The organism is Streptomyces sp. NPDC001530 (assembly GCF_042894545.1).
GTDB lineage: Bacteria > Actinomycetota > Actinomycetes > Streptomycetales > Streptomycetaceae > Streptomyces.
In genome coordinates this window covers 608,258-622,944 of the sequence record NZ_JBIAVS010000001.1, presented here as the reverse complement: position 1 = coordinate 622,944, position 14,687 = coordinate 608,258, and the positions used below count along the sequence as shown (strand labels likewise).

Genomic DNA, 14,687 nt, shown 5'->3' with positions numbered 1-14,687 from the left:
AAGGAATCACCATGACCAGCACCGTCCACACCCTCAGCCTCCCCTCCGGCGACCTCGACGTCACCGTCGACGACCAGGGGCAGGGCCACCCCTTCCTCCTGCTGCACGGCGGCGGCGGTCCGCAGACGGTCGCGCCGTTCGCCGGACTGCTCGCCGGACAGCGGCAGGCCAGGGTCATCACCCCGGTCCACCCCGGCTTCGGCGGCACCGCCCGGTCCGACTGGCTGACCGACGTCCCCACCCTCGCCCAGGCTTACGTGCAGCTGCTCGAAGACCTCGGCCTCACGGACGTCACCGTCGTCGGCAACTCCATCGGCGGCTGGATCGCCGCCGAAGTCGCCCTGCTCGGCAGCGACCGGATCAGCAGTGTCGTCCTCGTCAACGCCGCCGGCATCGAGGTCCCCGGCCATCCCATCGCCGACACCTTCTCCATGACTCCCGCCGAGCTGTCGCGGCTCGCCTTCCACGACCCCGCGAAGTTCGCCGTCGACCCCACCACCCTCCCGGACGCCGCCCGCGCGGTGATGGCCGCCAACCGCGCGGCCCTCGAGGTCTACTCGGGGCCGCACGTCATGGAGGACCCCACCCTCCGCGAGCGCCTGGCCAAGGTCACGCACCCGGCCCTCGTGGCGTGGGGAGAGAGCGACGAGGTCGTCGACGCCGAGTACGGGCGTGCGTACGCGGAGGCCATCCCGGAAGCCCGGTTCGAGCTGCTGCACGACACCGGCCACATGCCCCAGATGGAGACTCCCGAGCAACTCCTCACCGTGGTCTGGGACTTCGCAGACTCCCATGCCACGAACCGGCCCTGAAAGGGAAGCGTCCCGTGCCCCGACCCCACGGCGGCCGACGGACGTCGGTCCTGGCCGTCTGCTGTCTGAGCGTCCTGCTCGTCAGCCTCGACACCACCGTCCTCAACGTCGCCCTGCCCGCCGTACAGCAGGACCTCGGCTCCTCGGTCTCCGGGCTGCAGTGGACGCTGGACGCGTACACCATCGTGCTGGCCTCGCTGCTGACGGCGGCCGGCTCCACGGCCGACCGGGTCGGGCGGCGGCGGGTCTTCCAGCTGGGCCTGGTGCTGTTCACCGGCGCCTCGGCGCTGTGCAGTCTGGCGCCGACCACGGGGTGGCTGGTGGTCTTCCGCATGGTGCAGGCGGTGGGCGGCTCCATGCTCACCCCGGTCGCCATGGCCATCCTCGCCAACACCTTCCCGGAGCCACGGGAGCGGGCGCGGGCGATCGGTGTGTGGGGTGGCGTGGTCGGCGTCAGCATGGCGGCCGGGCCGGTCCTGGGCGGCGTACTGGTGCAGTCGGTCGGGTGGCGTTCGGTGTTCTGGCTGAACGTGCCGATCGGGCTCGCCGCGCTGGTCCTCACCGCGCTGTTCGTGCCGGAGTCCCGCGCCGCCCGGGCCCGTCGGGCGGATCCGGTGGGGCAGTTGCTGGTGATCGTCCTGCTCGGCGCGCTGACCTACGCCCTCATCGAAGGCCCCGGCGAGGGCTGGACCTCGCCGCTGGTCGTGACCTGCCTGGTCGCCGCGGTGGGCGCGCTCATCGGGCTCGTACCGTACGAGAACCGGCGCGCCGAACCGCTGATCGATCCGCGGCTCTTCCGCAGCGCGCCCTTCAGCGGGGCCACCCTGACAGCCGTCTTCGCGTTCGCCGCACTCGGCGGCTTCCTCTTCTCCAACGCCCTCTATTTGCAAGGCGAGTTGGGGCTCAGCCCGCTGGAGGCAGGGCTGCGGCTGCTGCCGATGGCGGTGCTGTCGCTGGTGTGCCCGCCGCTGTCCGGGCGGATGGTGGGCAGCCGGGGGCCGCGGGTGCCGCTGCTGATCGCCGGGGCCGGTATCACCGCCAGCGGTGTGCTGGCCGTGCTCGTCACCCGCTCCGCCCACCCCTCGTACGCCCTACTGGCCCTGACGTACACGCTGTTCGGCCTCGGCTTCGGCTTCGTCAACGCGCCGATCACCGACACGGCGGTGGCCGGCCTGCCGCGCGACCGGGCGGGGGTGGCCGCCGCGGTGGCCGCGACCAGCCGGCAGGTCGGCTCCGCGATCGGCATCGCGGTGATCGGCGCCGCGGTCGCCGCCGGGGCGCTGTCGGCAGCCTGGTGGATCATCGCGGCCTGCGGTTCGGCCGTCTTCGCCCTGAGCGCCGTGACCGCCGGCCGCCGCTCCCCCGGCGGCGCCGGACGTGTCGCCGCCGACGTCAACTCCGAGCACTCAACGCCTGTTTCTCGTACCGGCAGGTAGATCCAGGCGGCGCCGGCGGAGGCCGCAACCGAACACCAGATCGGTGCGTCTCTTGCGTCCGAGGCTCAAAGAGGCATGAGCGAGGAAGAGGTAGCGGCATGTTGCCCATCGGTGCTCTGGCGTGCGGGGCGGCCGCCCTGCTGGTCCTTGCGGCCGCGCTGCGGGAGACCGTGGTGGTACGACGGTTGCGGCAGCGCGGGACGCGTACGCAGGGCGTCGTGGTCGACAACGTGCGGACCCACGACTCCGACGGGCCGACGTGGGTGCCGGTCATCGCCTTCACCGACCGGCGGGGGTACCGAGTGGAGTTCTCACCGCGGGTCCGGGGGAGCGGGATGGGGCTGGCGACGGGGCGGGAGGTGGGAGTGGTGTATCTGCCGCACGACCCGCAGACAGCTCGGGTGCTCATGTGGCGGCACACGGCGGGGCCGGTGGTGTTCATGCTTTTCGGTGGCATCGTCTTTTTGGGCTTCGCTGTGTGGATCGCCTTGGCGGGCTGACCGTGTCGACCGCGACCGGTCCCGCCCCGGGCCTTCAGGGGGCGCTCACTGCGTGCGGATGGCGTCCGCGGGTGGCGTGTGCAGGGCCTGCCGGGTCGGGAGTTCGATGGTGAGGAAGGCCGTGACGGTGACTGTGAGCGCGAGGGCGGGCAGGAGCCAGACGGGCCCCGCGGGCCAGGGGCGGCCGAGGAAGCCCTGGCCCAGGAGGGCGAGGGGCAGCGCGGACAGCAGCAGGGCCGTGGTGAGCGCGGTGGCGGCGGTCACCGCGGCCTCGCGGCGCATCATCGCCCGGATCTGACGCGGTGTGGTGCCGTTGAGGCGGAGGGCGCCCAGCTCGACCCGGCGCTGTGCGGTGGCGGCGACGAGCTTGTTGGCGATGCTGAGCAGGAGGTAGACGAGCAGGACCACGATGGTGGCCAGGTTGATCCACACCTCGGGCGGCGCGTCCTTCAGGCCGTCGGCGGACGTGGGGTTCGTGTTCTCGAGTGCCAGGGCCGGGTGGGACGTGGCGAGGGTGGTCAGGGCCTGCCGGGCGGTCGCCGTGCCGTCCGTGCGGATCAGGATGCTCTGGTCGAGTCCCGTCGTGGTGTGGCTGGCCGCCAGGTCGTGGGACAGAACCACCGTGCCGAAGTCGAGGCCCCGGGCGTAGACGGCGACCAGAAGGGCCGATCACCTGGGGGCCGAGCTGCAAAGGCTGGGATACCGGCACATCTCGGGCATGCAAGACATGAGTTCGGAAGGGACACGGATATGTCCCCTTAGAGGTTGTCTCACGTGGCAAGTTTCGCGAGCTTCTTGTAGCAGGTCAGGGCGGCGGCCATGGCCAGGCCTCGGCTCTGCCAGTCGTTGCGGACCACGTACGGGATCTTGAGACCACGAGCAGCCCATGGCAGGCTCATGCCGCATGATCGATGAATTCGCGAAAGACAACCTGCACGGGAGACTGCGGCGGGACCGCAAGGCGCTGCTCTGGAAACTCGACGGCTTGTCCGAATACGACGCCCGCCGACCTTTGACAGCGACCGGGACCAACCTCCTCGGCCTGGTCAAACACGTGGCCACCGTCGAGGCCAGGTACTTCGGCGAGGTCTTCGACCGCCCTTCCCCGGAACCGCTGCCCCGGTGGCAGGACTACAACGGCAGCGATCTGTGGGCGACCGAGGACGAGACCCGCGATCAGATCATCGGGTTCTACCGGCGCACGTGGGAACACTCGGACGCGACGATCAACGAGCTTCCCCTCGACGCCCCCGGCCACGTGCCGTGGTGGCCGGAGCCTTATCCCAACACGAACCTGTTCGCCATCATGGTCCATGTCCTCGGCGAGTCCATCCGGCATGCCGGGCACGCCGATATCCTGCGCGAGGGCCTCGACGGCCGGACCGGGGTGCGCGCCGAAAACGAGAAGCAGATCGACGAGGAAGCCCGTGCAGCCTACTGCGCGAAGATCGAGCAGGCCGCCAGGTCGGCCGCACCAATCAAGGCTTAGAGGTTGTCTCACGTGACTTGATGTTCGTGCGGCATGTTGCCGGTCGTGGGTGCTGGTCTATCGAAGCGTCTGGTTCCTGATGAACTCTGGGAGCTGGCCGCCCCGTTGCTGCCGTCGTTCGCTGCTCGTCCGCAAGGTGGTGGGACCGCTCCGTGTGACGAGCGGGCCGTGTTCACGGCAGTGGTGTACGCGCTGACCAGCGGCTGTGCCTGGCGGCATCTGCCGCCGACGTTCGGCACGTCGCCCGCCACCGCGCATCGCCGCTTCACGGTGTGGACCGAGGCCGGCCTGTGGCGTCGGCTGCACCGGGCGGTGCTGGACGAACTCGGGGCCCGGGGCGAGGTGGACTGGACCTCGGCGATCGTCGACGCGGCTTCCGTTCGCGCCAAAAGGGGGGATCGCTGACCGGGCCGAACCCGGTCGATCGCGGCAAGAAGGGCAGCAAGCTGCACGTGCTGTCCGAGGCCCAGGGCATCCCGCTCGCCGTCGCCGTGTCCGGCGCGAACATGCACGACAGCCTCGCCCTCAAGCCGCTCATCCGCGGCATACCCGCCGTCCGGTCCCGCCGGGGACCACGGCGGCGCCGACCCGTCAAACTCCGCGGACAAGGCGTACTTCTCCGCCGAACACCTGGCCTGGCTGCGCGAGCGCGGGCTCGTCGCGCGCATCGCGCGGCCCGGCATCGAGTCCGGCGAACGCCTCGGTCGGCACCGCTGGAAGATCGAACGGTCGATCGCCTGGCTCTTCGGCTACCGCCGCCTCACCGTCCGATACGAACGAAAGGGCTCGCACTTCCTCGCCTTCCTCGGCCTGGCCGCCGCCCTGACCTGCCAAGAAGCTCGCGAAACTTGCCACGTGAGACACCCTCTAAGGTCGGCATTCGATCAACGTCAACGTCCCTTTTATGATGCTGTCTTGACGGATGGTGAGAGAAAACCGCCGGCATGGCCCAGGTCTTATCTCTTTGGTCAGCTGCGGGCCAAGATGCATCGCGTCGCTCAACTGCGCGCGTCAAGCTCCTGTCGGGCCGGGCGACACCGTGATCATTTACCGGCGCCGGCGGCGGGACGGTCATCGCCTGTGCCCAGGTGGCGAAGCTTGGCGGAGCCACGGTCATTCGGCGCGATCAGCAACTGTGTATGGAACTTCTCGCGGCCCGAAGGATCGATCCGGTCATTGACCGAGCCTTCCCTCTGGCATCGGCGGCCGAGGCACACGCCTATCTGGAAGACCGACGCCAGATCGGCAAGGTCTTGCTTCTGTCATAACGGCCCGACTCCTCGGTGCCTTCATGGAGTTCCGTGACCGCTTCGAAGCTGCCCGGCAGTCTCTGCCCAGCACGAGACACCCGAGGCTGCCCGGGGCAGGCCGGCGGCGTCCTTCGTGGGGTCGATCCATTCGATGATCACCGGCCCAGGAGGGTTCGCAATCGGTTCACGAGCGTGGTGTCGTCCTTGCCGGACCCCGTTCGTCATCCGTTGTTCCGAGGTCGCCGACAAGCAGAATTCGCTGCTGAGGTCGGCGAGTTGGTGGCTGTCCAGGATGGGTCCCACATGATGAGGAGATGAGCCGGAGCGGCATCCCGCGAGTCTGCGCGGCCGAGACTTCCGAGGATGTCTGGCGGCTCTGGAACTAGAGCCTCCCCGAGTGACGCAGGGCCAAGAATCGTGCAAATTCGCAGATTTGCCGACTTTCAGCTGTAGCGCGACTATGGAAGGGCAGAGTTCGTAGTGGCTCCCTCAATCAGCGGAAGGCGGTGCGTGAGGCGACGAGGCTGCCCGGCGGAGGTCTGAGTTCACAGACTCCTTTACTCGGCCGAGTACGCTGGACAATGACCTCGAAGAACGACCCGCCGCACGCCGCTCATAGAGCACCCAACTGGGGGTCAGGGGGTCGCAGGTTCAAATCGTGTCGTACCGGCTCTTGAAGTCACAGCTCAGGGGCCGTTTTCTCAGCGATGGGGAGACGGCCTTTGTCGTGCCTGCGGGTGTGATGGTCGCAGTGTGGTCGCGACGGTGTGCTGCGGGGCCTGACGGGGTGGGGCAGATGACGGGTACCTGCCTCGGAACGGGGCCGCCGGAGCTTTTCCGCGGAGGGCGCCGGAGTGGTCGTGACGCGGCCGCAGCCGGTCGAGCCGGCCGCGGCGCGTGTTGGCTCGTTCGGCGTGGGTGAGGGTTTTCCCGATGGCGTTGACGGCGTCGCGGCAGGACCTCCGCATTGCGCCGGGCGGACGCATTCATGTTCTCGCCGAGGCGTCGCGCCGAATGACGATGGGTGGGAGTTCGTTCACCATTCTCGACAATGGGTGACTGGGGTGGGGCGGGACGGTAACCGCCTTCGCGACGGTGGATTCGCTCTCTCGCTTGCCGGAATCCTGATGAAGGCCCATCAGGCCTCAATAATAATTTGGATTCTCGCGTCAATTCGGACATTTCGAGCCCTTGTGGTGTGGGGTGGGTCACCTATGCATTGCTGAGACGGGAAGCTTCGGTTTAACGTCCCCGCAATCCGTTTGAGCGGTCCGCGTAACCTGCCGGATCCCGCCGACGGCCTTCGAGTGCAGGCTCGGAGTGGAGCCTTCTCCGTGCGGAGGGACGCGTGTCCCGGCATGGATCCGACAGCGCACACACCGTGCGGCGTAAGGAGTCGTCCCATGCCTCTTTTCGGATGCCGCAGCACGGGAGTGACACTGCCTGGCCGGGGTGGGTGGCCGGGTTCCCGTACGAGTCTGCCCTCGGTCCGCGCGCTCACCGGTGCCGTGTTCGGCGCCGCCGTGGAGGCGGCAGCGATCATCGAGGCGCTGGCCCTGTACCCGTCCGGCATGGGCGAGGAACGTCACACGGCTGGATCCCGCCCGGGGCCGCCGTCAGACGGCACTGTGCCTTTTCAGGCCATCTCCGCCGACTGTCCAGTCCTGCTGGTGCACGGTCTGAGCAGTAACCGGGCGATCTTCCACGTTCTGAGACGCGAGCTGCGGCAAGCGGGTTTTCACCGGGTGACTGTGCTGAACTACAGCTGGCTGAGAAACGACGTCCGCAGCGCCGCGCGGTTGCTGGCTGACAAGGTGGAGCGGGTTTGCGAGGGCAGCGGGCGCCAGCGCGTCCACGTGATCGGCCACAGCTTCGGAGGCTTGGTCGCCCGCTACTACGTGCAGCGCATGGGGGGCCACTCTCGCGTGCACACGCTGGTCACCCTGGGCACCCCGCACCGCGGCACGCTGGCCGCGATGGTGCCGCTGCCGCATCAGGCGATCCGGCAGCTCCGCCCGGGCAGTGACGTGCTCGTGGAGCTCGCCGGGCCCGCTCCCCGTTGCGGAACCCGCTTTGTCGCGTTCCACAGTGACCTCGACGAGATGATCGTCCCCACCGCCAACGCCAGGCTTGACCACCCCGACCTTCAGATCAGCAACGTCCCCGTGCGCGGTGTCGGCCACGTCTCGCTGCCCCTGCACGGCAGGGTCGTCGGCGAGGTCTGCCGCGTGCTCCGCGATGCGCACGTCGCCGAGCCACGGGCAGCAGCGTGAGCCGGAGGAGCCCTGCGAACGGACCCTCCCTGTGCCGGGCCGGGCCCTGGTGAAGTCGGCAATGCGGGCGGTCTGTCCCAGCCGTCCGGCTGACAGAACATCAGAGTCCTTCAAAAGGCGTGCCCGAGGGCTGGCTGGCCCGGGTGAGAACTGCTTGGCGGTGTAGGGCGGCGTCACCCGCCACCATCGAGGTCGGTGCGCTGGCGGAGCACCCGTACCTCGTGATCGAGGAGTTGCATCTCGTACAGCTTCCCGCGCGCGTTGTCGAAAGGGCGGTGGAGGACCATCATCAGCCGACCATCGAAGGTGTGGAACAGCATGCCGTGACCGCTGTCGTTGCGGACCAGTGGCCGGTGCTGTTGCCACGGTCCTGTGATGGTGCCGGACTTCGAGACGGCATAGGTCTGCACATAACCGCCGCCGACGGTGCCGTCCTGGGCGGTCACGTTCTTTTCGTACGTCGACCACAGCATGAGCAGTGACCCATCAGGGGTGCGGTGGAGCTGAGGACCGTCGGTGACGTAGGGCGGGAGCTGGTTCGGGACGCCGCCCGGGATCTGCTCGCTGAGCCAGAACGCGTCCGAGGCCTTGAACAGGAAGATCGGATCTCCGACCGTCCGGGACAGGTCCGGAGCCAGCCGGATCGCTTCCATGGTTCCGTCGATGGTCTGCAGCCACTCGTGTGCGTACACCATCCAGGGCTGCCCGGATGGGTCGACGTAGAGCGTGCCGTCGAGGGTCATGAGGTTCTCGGGCGGGGTGGGGCGTGAGGGGGCGATGACGGTGAAGGGCCCCAGCAACGAGTCGGAAACGGCCGTGATCGTGCCGCGCATGTAGTTCGGGATGTGGAACGGCGTGCCCCATTGGTTGGGCGGTGGTACCGGAAGCGGCTTGTCCTGGTTGTGCAGCGTGGTGAACAGGTAGTACCTGCCGCCCCATTCGTGCACCTCCGGAGCCCATCCGCCGTCGGTGGCCCAGATTCCGTTCTGCTCGGCCGCCAGGAAGACCACGACCGGGCGCATCCACTCGCGCAGGTTGTGGCTGCGGTAGACCATCGTGCCGGTGCCGTCCACGCCCGACACGGACGGGGCGTTGGACGTGTAGAGGTAGTAGGTGCGGGTCTTGCCGTCGGCGACGATGAACGGATCGTGCAGCGGCATGTCGGGAAGCCGCATCGGTTCGCTGTCAGCCACGGTCGAAGGATACGTTGACGTCGTGTCGACGGAAGCCAACGCGAATGATGATCGGGGGCCTGCCAAAGACCTGGTAGAGGTTGCCGCGTGACTGGGACCGCTCGCTGCGGTCGGGGAATTACCCGGCAACCACCCGTTACAGATGTCTCCACTGCGCGCGGCTACCACCAGAGCAACCACCAGAGCCACGGACCACATGAGGATGTGAACCGAAGGAGGGTAGCTCGCAAGGGAGTAGCCGTCTCCTACCAGGAAGGCGACGGACAGCACCACAAGGGGCAACCCGCGGTGAGGGCCGCGAGCAGTCCCCGCAACAACGGGCGCGTGAGCAGCCAACGGGGCGCGATCGCCAGTATGAACCCGGTGCCGGTGCCCAGCACGAGGCCCCCCGCCATGCTGCCGAGCACGGCGAAGGCGCCCACAGAGATCAGTGCCCGTACGGTTCCCCATTGGCCCCCGGCCAGGAAGACGAGCGCACCCACAAGACACGCAGAACCGATGATTCCTGTGGGCCATGCGCCGATCCACGCACCCAAGCGCATGCCCCGCCAAACAATCGTCTGGGCCGTCATGCGTGACCTCCCTTGCGCCCCGATCGTGCGCCACAGCCGCAAGGTGCGCCTCGTCGTGGACGGGCACACCGTCCACCGCTCCGACGCAGTGCGCGACTGGCTGTCGGACCATCCCGACCGGATCGAGCTGCACTTCCTGCCGTCGTACGCGCCCGAACTCAACGCCGACGAGCTCGCCAACGCCGACCTCAAACGCAAACCGAGCGCGACCATTCGGCCGTGCTCTTCCCCGGTTCGCCGAGGCTCGGCGCGCTGTCCGGACGAAGGGCCGTGAGGATCCCCAAGGGTCCGCACGGCCCTTCCCCTCAGGGCCTCACGCGGCGGAAGGCACGTAGGGGAATGTCTTCGACGGCTTGGAGGTGACCGACTCCTTGCCGATTCCCAGCGTGACCGGAGTGTTGCTGGCGAAGGAGAACATCACATCCGGCGCGTTGTCGGTGAGCGACCGGCCGTTCCACAGCGCGAAGCCGTAGGACGCCGACGTACCGACAACGTAGGGGAGCACGTTGGGAAGGAAGCTGTCCACGACGGTCTTCGCGTAGGCCTCGGGGTCCTCGGCCGTTCCGTAGGCGCGGACCACGCCGGCGATGGATTCGGTCAGGGCCTTGCCGTAGATCTCGACGTCGTCGGCGGGCACGTTCTCGTTGAGACGGTCACCGAGGTCCTCGTTGTACTGGGTGAACAGCGGGTGGATCATCGGCAGGCCCGCCCGGTTGATCGGTCGCCAGCCGCCGGCGTCGGTGGCCAGGAACGCGACCGCCCACACGTCGATCCGGTGGTCGACACCGGCGACGGGCAGCAGCTCGCCATCGACGACCTCGAGCACGATCGAGTAGACGGTGTGGCCCGCGAAGAGGTTCGTCGCCTCGGACGGATTCCACGAGGAGAGGTCGACCTTGGTGCCGTCCTGGAACGCGTGTCCGACCGCGTGGAGGACGTCCGGCTCGATCCAGAAGGGGTCGCCCGCCTTGCCCACCCAGACCCGGCTGCCACCGGGGAGCTCCAGGGTTTCCCCCGTCCGGCCCTCGCCGATGACGGTGCCCTGGGCGAAGTCGTCCTGGGCCTCGGGTCCGGCCAGGCGGCGGACCTCATAGGTCTGAACGCCGTTCGCGTCGGCCTCGCCGAATGTGAGGCGGTACGTCAGATCCTCGACGGCGTCGCCGTTCGTGTCGATCTTGAACTCGTACTTGCCTTCCGGGTGGAGCCCGCGAGGAATGTCCTCACCCGCGAGCGAGTGGCTGTGATTCGTCACGAACACGGTTCCCTGCTCACCGCGAAAGACGTACAGGTCGGTGATGTCCAGACGAGGGTCCTGCCGGGCGATGGGGGAGTCGAGGTGGTGGGACATTTCGCTCTCGCGTTTCTCTCGGACCGAAGTCGCTTTCTGTGCTTCTCAGTCTGCTGAAAATGCAGGTCGTCCTCTGTCGAGGCGCCTCCAAAGTGCCTCGCTTGTCTCCCACAGTGCGGTTGTGGGGCTAACCCCACATCGCCGGCTGGGGAATCAGTGCGACACCTCGACTGCTTGGTCGACTTCCTGCAGGTAGAGGCGCGCCAGCTGCACGCGCGATCGAATACCGAGCTTCTCGAACGCATGGCGCACATGCGTGTTGATCGTGTGCGGTGAGAGGAACAGACGTTCGGCCGCTTCGCGGTTGGTCGCTCCGTGAGCCACCAGCCGTACGACACCCAGCTCCGACGGTGTCAGCCCACGCCACCCGGCATCGGACGCGCTGCTCGCCGCCGCGGGCTTGATGCCGAGCCTTCGCAGCCGGCTTCGCGCGCGTCGGCTCTCTCGGTGGGCTCCGCACGCCTCGTAGATGTCCAGTGCCTGCTCGAAGTGCGCGCGAGCCGACGCGTCCTCGGCCCCGGCCACCAGACGGCCGGCGTCTTCAACGGCGGACGCCCTGAGCAGCGGCCGCGCCGTCCCATAGCGCTCGGCCGCGCCCATCAGCGTCTTGGGGGCCGCTTCGAGCAGCCCTCGCGCGTGCAGAGCCGTCGCCTGGAGAACAGCGAACGGTTGATTGTGTCGCGCTCTGCGTTCGGCGAACGCCACCATGGAGGAAGCGACGTCCCGAAGGCCGGAATCCAGTGCGGCACGGACCAGGATGAGCAGATCCGCTGGATCCAGACAGGTCATGTGGACGGAACCGCGGCGTACGAAGTCCAGCGCCTCCCGCAACTGACGTGGGGTGAGCTCTTCTTGCCCCCCATACATGGCCGAGAGGGCCGTCGTCCACGCGCCGCCACGTCGAATCTGCGGGTCGTCGCTGGTCAGATGTTCCTCGGCAGCAGACGCGCACAAGCTCATACCCGTGTCGTCACCGGTGTAGAAAGCCGCCCGCGCCAGGGTATGGAGCACTGCGGCCTCGCCCATGTACGGGAATGGGTATGCGGAGATGAGAGCTCGGACTGCGGAAAGTTCGTCCTTGGCCTCGGCGAGACGTCCGGAGTCCAGCAGGAGGCGAGCACGGGTCGTTCGCCACAACGGAAGGAGAGCCTCTCGTCCACGCAGTTCCGCTTCACCCAGACCGCTGTCGACAAGGTCGATGGCCGACTTGCCGTCTCCGGCCAAGCTCAACAGCGAGGCACGCCAGTTGGTCGACAGAGCCACTTCCGGGAGAGCTGCCGCACGGACCGGGTCCAGATCCATGATGGCGACCGCCGCGGCGTCGGAGTGCTTGAGCGCGTCGGCCCAGTTCTGTCGATGACAAGAAGCAATCGACCGCAAGGTACGGTGCGTCACCTCACTGACCGGATGGGCGCCGCGCGTCCCCTTCAACGAGTCGGCCGTGCCGCTGCCGACCCACCCGAAGTCCCCCGTGACCGACTGGTTGAGCAGGTTCACCGAGAGAAGCTGGTTCTTGACGGCGGCCGGAACGTCGGGGCGACGGTAGACGTGTCGGAAGTGTGCGTCCGGGTGGGACGTCCGGAACTGGCTGTTGAGCCGGGCGAGGTGCAGGCATGCCCGAGCGTGTGTGACGGAGTCGGGAGGCGCTTGTAGGACACTGCGCGCCAAGTCGTACGCGCCACCGATGTCGCCCGCCTGCCAGAGGAGGGGCATGAGATCGGTCGACAGACGCTGCCGCAGCGGAGACGCCTCTTGCGTCAACTCCACGGCACGCTTGAGGAGGGCGGCAGCAGCGCCCGGTGAGGCCGGGGCGAGTTCGTGTGCGGCAGTCCGCAGGACCTGCACAGCCCGGATATCGCCGGGTTCGGCGACCTCCCCGAGCTCTGAAGCAACCGTCACGGCGGAGACCCCGGCTGCGAGCTGGAGGTCGACGGAGCGCCTGCGGACCGACTGCCGCATGGGCCGGGGGAGCATGGCAGCGACCGCCTCCCGCACCAGCGCGTGCGTAAAGGAGAGGCGGTCACGGTCCGACCGGAGGAGTCGGGCGGTCAGCACCTCTCGCAGCGGCCTCAGCAGCGCGGACTCAGGACGGTCCAACACGTCGGCCAAGTGACGGACGGTGAAGCTCTTTCCGAGCAGCGCGGAGATCAGCGACAGCTCCCGCCCCTCCTCTGTCAGTTGGTCGACGCGACGGACGATCACGGGGCGCATGACAGCGTGCTCCCCTTCACCTCCGGACAACGTGTCAGCTGTGAAGGATGGACTCCTCTTGAGGCGTTCGCACACGTCATGCACGGCTCCGGGAAGGCCGTCGGTGTAGCGCAGGTACGGGGCGGCGGCGGACGCGGTGTACGGGCCCAGAACGTCCAGCGCCATCTTCGCCACGGCGGTCGTATCCAGCGGTGTCAGTTCCAAGTGGGCCGCGTTCCCGGCCAGGAGGTCCCGTCGCAGTGTCTCCACCGCCGCCACGTCTGTGTGGGGCCGCGACGCGAGAACCCACAACAGGGGCTCGCCCGCAAGTCGCTCCGTGAGCGTGCGCAACGCCAGGAGGGTGAGGCCGTCGCAATTCTGCACATCGTCCAGGAGCAGGACGAGCGGCTTGTCGCGGGTGAGCACCCGCAAGCGGTCCTTCACGCTCCGCAGCAGCCAGTACTCGTTGCCCCGATCTCGCGTTCGGTCACACAGGCTCTGGGCGACGTTCGGTTCCGCCCCGCTCATGAGGGCGTCCAGGAACGGAGCCAGGGGAGTCATGTCACCGCTGGGGACACCCGCGCCCTTGAGTACCCGCGCTCCGGCCAGAGAGGCTTCCTCCGCGGCACAACTCAGCATGCGGGACTTGCCGATGCCGGCCGGGCCCTCGATCCACAGCACGCCGCTGCCGCTTCGGTGAACGAGACGACGTACCCACTGGGAAATCTGCTCGTGCTCCGTCTTGCGTCCGTGCATCAGAGCCGAGGTCGCCTCGCCGACGGCATCGGACACCGTCAACGGCATGTCAATCGCCTGACTCAAGGCAATCCCTCCGATGTGCTCTACGCTGCGCCCCCATCCATCGTGGCGAGGAGGGTTGGGGATGGCTGTCGAGGCTTCCTGAGAGAGGTGCCGGGCGCTCCCCATGGGGCACGTCGGGACAACCCCAACCCCCGATGGATTTCCCCCAAAGCCGCCGTCGTGGCCGCACTACAGCTACGCGGGCTCCCGGTCGCCAAACTGGCTGTACCGCGGATCGGGGACGGGGCGGAGCTCCTACGACAGTCACGTGACGTATGGGAACCCAAGGACGGTACGAGCATGATGGGTGCACGTACCGGTTGGTTGCGCTCATGACCCCGGAATTCACGGCCTCAGGTGCTGCGATCGCTCGAGTAAAGAGCGATGGAGCGGAAATTGTGGGAGGTAATGAAATGAATAGGTGCCACCTCGCCGTGAACGCTACGCACTGGGTCGCGCGGCGGCTGCCGGTGCCGATATCCATCGAATTCTCGTACACCAACAGGGATCCCTACGCCGTTACCCTGATCTTCGACGCGGAGGGGAACCAGCCGGTCCGGTGGGTCTTCTCACGCGAACTGCTGACCGAGGGCATCATGGCCAGGGCTGGTGGGGGTGACGTCGCGGTGTGGCCCGAGGAACGTGCCGATGGGCAGGTGTCGCTGTGGATCGAGGTGGGGCACGTCCCCCACACCGCGTTCTTCGAGGTGGCCGCCGAGCCGGTCACCGAGTGGCTTATCGGCTCCTACCGTCTGGTCCCCATGGGCCAGGAAATGGGATGCGTGGACTGGGACGAGTTGACCCAAGTAATGGAATGAGCTTC

General features: G+C 67.9%; 12 protein-coding genes and 2 pseudogenes. 9 read left to right on the top strand and 5 right to left on the bottom strand.

Annotation, left to right across the window (positions count from 1 at the left end):
- Positions 1 to 11 precede the first annotated feature (11 nt).
- From ACFY0T_RS02785 to ACFY0T_RS02775, 3 genes are all read left to right on the top strand, one after another.
- Positions 12 to 812: an alpha/beta fold hydrolase gene (locus tag ACFY0T_RS02785; protein ID WP_388864135.1), complete on the top strand. Its 801-nt coding sequence runs from the start codon at positions 12 to 14 to the stop codon at positions 810 to 812.
- Positions 813 to 826: 14 nt separating this feature from the next.
- Positions 827 to 2,248: a DHA2 family efflux MFS transporter permease subunit gene (locus tag ACFY0T_RS02780; protein WP_388864133.1), complete on the top strand. Its 1,422-nt coding sequence runs from the start codon at positions 827 to 829 to the stop codon at positions 2,246 to 2,248.
- 98 nt (positions 2,249 to 2,346) lie between these two features.
- On the top strand, positions 2,347 to 2,748 hold the full coding sequence (locus tag ACFY0T_RS02775) for a DUF3592 domain-containing protein (protein ID WP_388864131.1): 402 nt from the start codon (positions 2,347 to 2,349) through the stop codon (positions 2,746 to 2,748).
- Positions 2,749 to 2,793: 45 nt separating this feature from the next.
- Here the strand turns inward: ACFY0T_RS02775 and ACFY0T_RS02770 are convergent.
- Together ACFY0T_RS02770 and ACFY0T_RS02765 are read right to left on the bottom strand one after the other, a co-directional pair.
- Positions 2,794 to 3,414 (bottom strand): annotated as a pseudogene (locus tag ACFY0T_RS02770) (FtsX-like permease family protein); the annotation flags it as partial.
- Positions 3,415 to 3,518: 104 nt separating this feature from the next.
- Entirely contained in the window at positions 3,519 to 3,647 is a 129-nt protein-coding gene (locus tag ACFY0T_RS02765; RefSeq protein ID WP_257548903.1) for a hypothetical protein, read from the bottom strand.
- A 5-nt stretch (positions 3,648 to 3,652) separates the two neighbouring features.
- Between ACFY0T_RS02765 and ACFY0T_RS02760 the strand changes: the two genes are divergently transcribed.
- The 4 genes and pseudogenes from ACFY0T_RS02760 (at position 3,653) to ACFY0T_RS02745 (ending at position 7,760) form a co-directional block, all read left to right on the top strand.
- Positions 3,653 to 4,237 (top strand): DinB family protein, encoded by a 585-nt coding sequence (locus ACFY0T_RS02760; RefSeq protein ID WP_388864129.1) that lies wholly within the window; start codon positions 3,653 to 3,655, stop codon positions 4,235 to 4,237.
- Between the two features lie 45 nt (positions 4,238 to 4,282).
- Positions 4,283 to 5,096 (top strand): annotated as a pseudogene (locus tag ACFY0T_RS02755) (IS5 family transposase).
- A 229-nt stretch (positions 5,097 to 5,325) separates the two neighbouring features.
- Entirely contained in the window at positions 5,326 to 5,505 is a 180-nt protein-coding gene (locus ACFY0T_RS02750) for a zinc-binding dehydrogenase (protein ID WP_388864127.1), read from the top strand.
- 1,490 nt (positions 5,506 to 6,995) lie between these two features.
- The gene (locus ACFY0T_RS02745) at positions 6,996 to 7,760 is read left to right on the top strand and encodes an esterase/lipase family protein (RefSeq protein ID WP_388864125.1); all 765 of its coding nucleotides are present in this window, start codon (positions 6,996 to 6,998) and stop codon (positions 7,758 to 7,760) included.
- Between the two features lie 173 nt (positions 7,761 to 7,933).
- Here the strand turns inward: ACFY0T_RS02745 and ACFY0T_RS02740 are convergent, their stop codons facing one another.
- Positions 7,934 to 8,935, bottom strand: coding sequence for a glycoside hydrolase family 43 protein (locus ACFY0T_RS02740; protein WP_388864218.1), 1,002 nt, complete (start codon positions 8,933 to 8,935; stop codon positions 7,934 to 7,936).
- 588 nt (positions 8,936 to 9,523) lie between these two features.
- Here ACFY0T_RS02740 and ACFY0T_RS02735 point away from each other — a divergent pair.
- Positions 9,524 to 9,799, top strand: coding sequence for a transposase (locus tag ACFY0T_RS02735; RefSeq protein ID WP_388864123.1), 276 nt, complete (start codon positions 9,524 to 9,526; stop codon positions 9,797 to 9,799).
- Between the two features lie 39 nt (positions 9,800 to 9,838).
- Here the strand turns inward: ACFY0T_RS02735 and ACFY0T_RS02730 are convergent, their stop codons facing one another.
- Together ACFY0T_RS02730 and ACFY0T_RS02725 are read right to left on the bottom strand one after the other, a co-directional pair.
- On the bottom strand, positions 9,839 to 10,873 hold the full coding sequence (locus ACFY0T_RS02730; RefSeq protein ID WP_388864121.1) for a DUF4331 family protein: 1,035 nt from the start codon (positions 10,871 to 10,873) through the stop codon (positions 9,839 to 9,841).
- A gap of 153 nt (positions 10,874 to 11,026) precedes the next feature.
- Positions 11,027 to 13,885: a LuxR C-terminal-related transcriptional regulator gene (locus ACFY0T_RS02725; RefSeq protein ID WP_388864119.1), complete on the bottom strand. Its 2,859-nt coding sequence runs from the start codon at positions 13,883 to 13,885 to the stop codon at positions 11,027 to 11,029.
- A gap of 413 nt (positions 13,886 to 14,298) precedes the next feature.
- On the opposite strand from ACFY0T_RS02725, the gene ACFY0T_RS02720 reads away from it, so the two are divergent.
- Positions 14,299 to 14,682, top strand: coding sequence for an SsgA family sporulation/cell division regulator (locus ACFY0T_RS02720; protein ID WP_388864117.1), 384 nt, complete (start codon positions 14,299 to 14,301; stop codon positions 14,680 to 14,682).
- Positions 14,683 to 14,687: the final 5 nt, after the last annotated feature.

Coding starts and splice junctions, on each gene's coding strand:
- ACFY0T_RS02785 (WP_388864135.1), top strand. CDS start 12: ATGACCAGCACCGTCCACACCCTCAGCCTCCCCTCCGGCGACCTCGAC.
- ACFY0T_RS02775 (WP_388864131.1), top strand. CDS start 2,347: ATGTTGCCCATCGGTGCTCTGGCGTGCGGGGCGGCCGCCCTGCTGGTC.
- ACFY0T_RS02765 (WP_257548903.1), bottom strand. CDS start 3,647: ATGAGCCTGCCATGGGCTGCTCGTGGTCTCAAGATCCCGTACGTGGTC.
- ACFY0T_RS02760 (WP_388864129.1), top strand. CDS start 3,653: ATGATCGATGAATTCGCGAAAGACAACCTGCACGGGAGACTGCGGCGG.
- ACFY0T_RS02740 (WP_388864218.1), bottom strand. CDS start 8,935: ATGCGGCTTCCCGACATGCCGCTGCACGATCCGTTCATCGTCGCCGAC.
- ACFY0T_RS02735 (WP_388864123.1), top strand. CDS start 9,524: ATGCGTGACCTCCCTTGCGCCCCGATCGTGCGCCACAGCCGCAAGGTG.
- ACFY0T_RS02730 (WP_388864121.1), bottom strand. CDS start 10,873: ATGTCCCACCACCTCGACTCCCCCATCGCCCGGCAGGACCCTCGTCTG.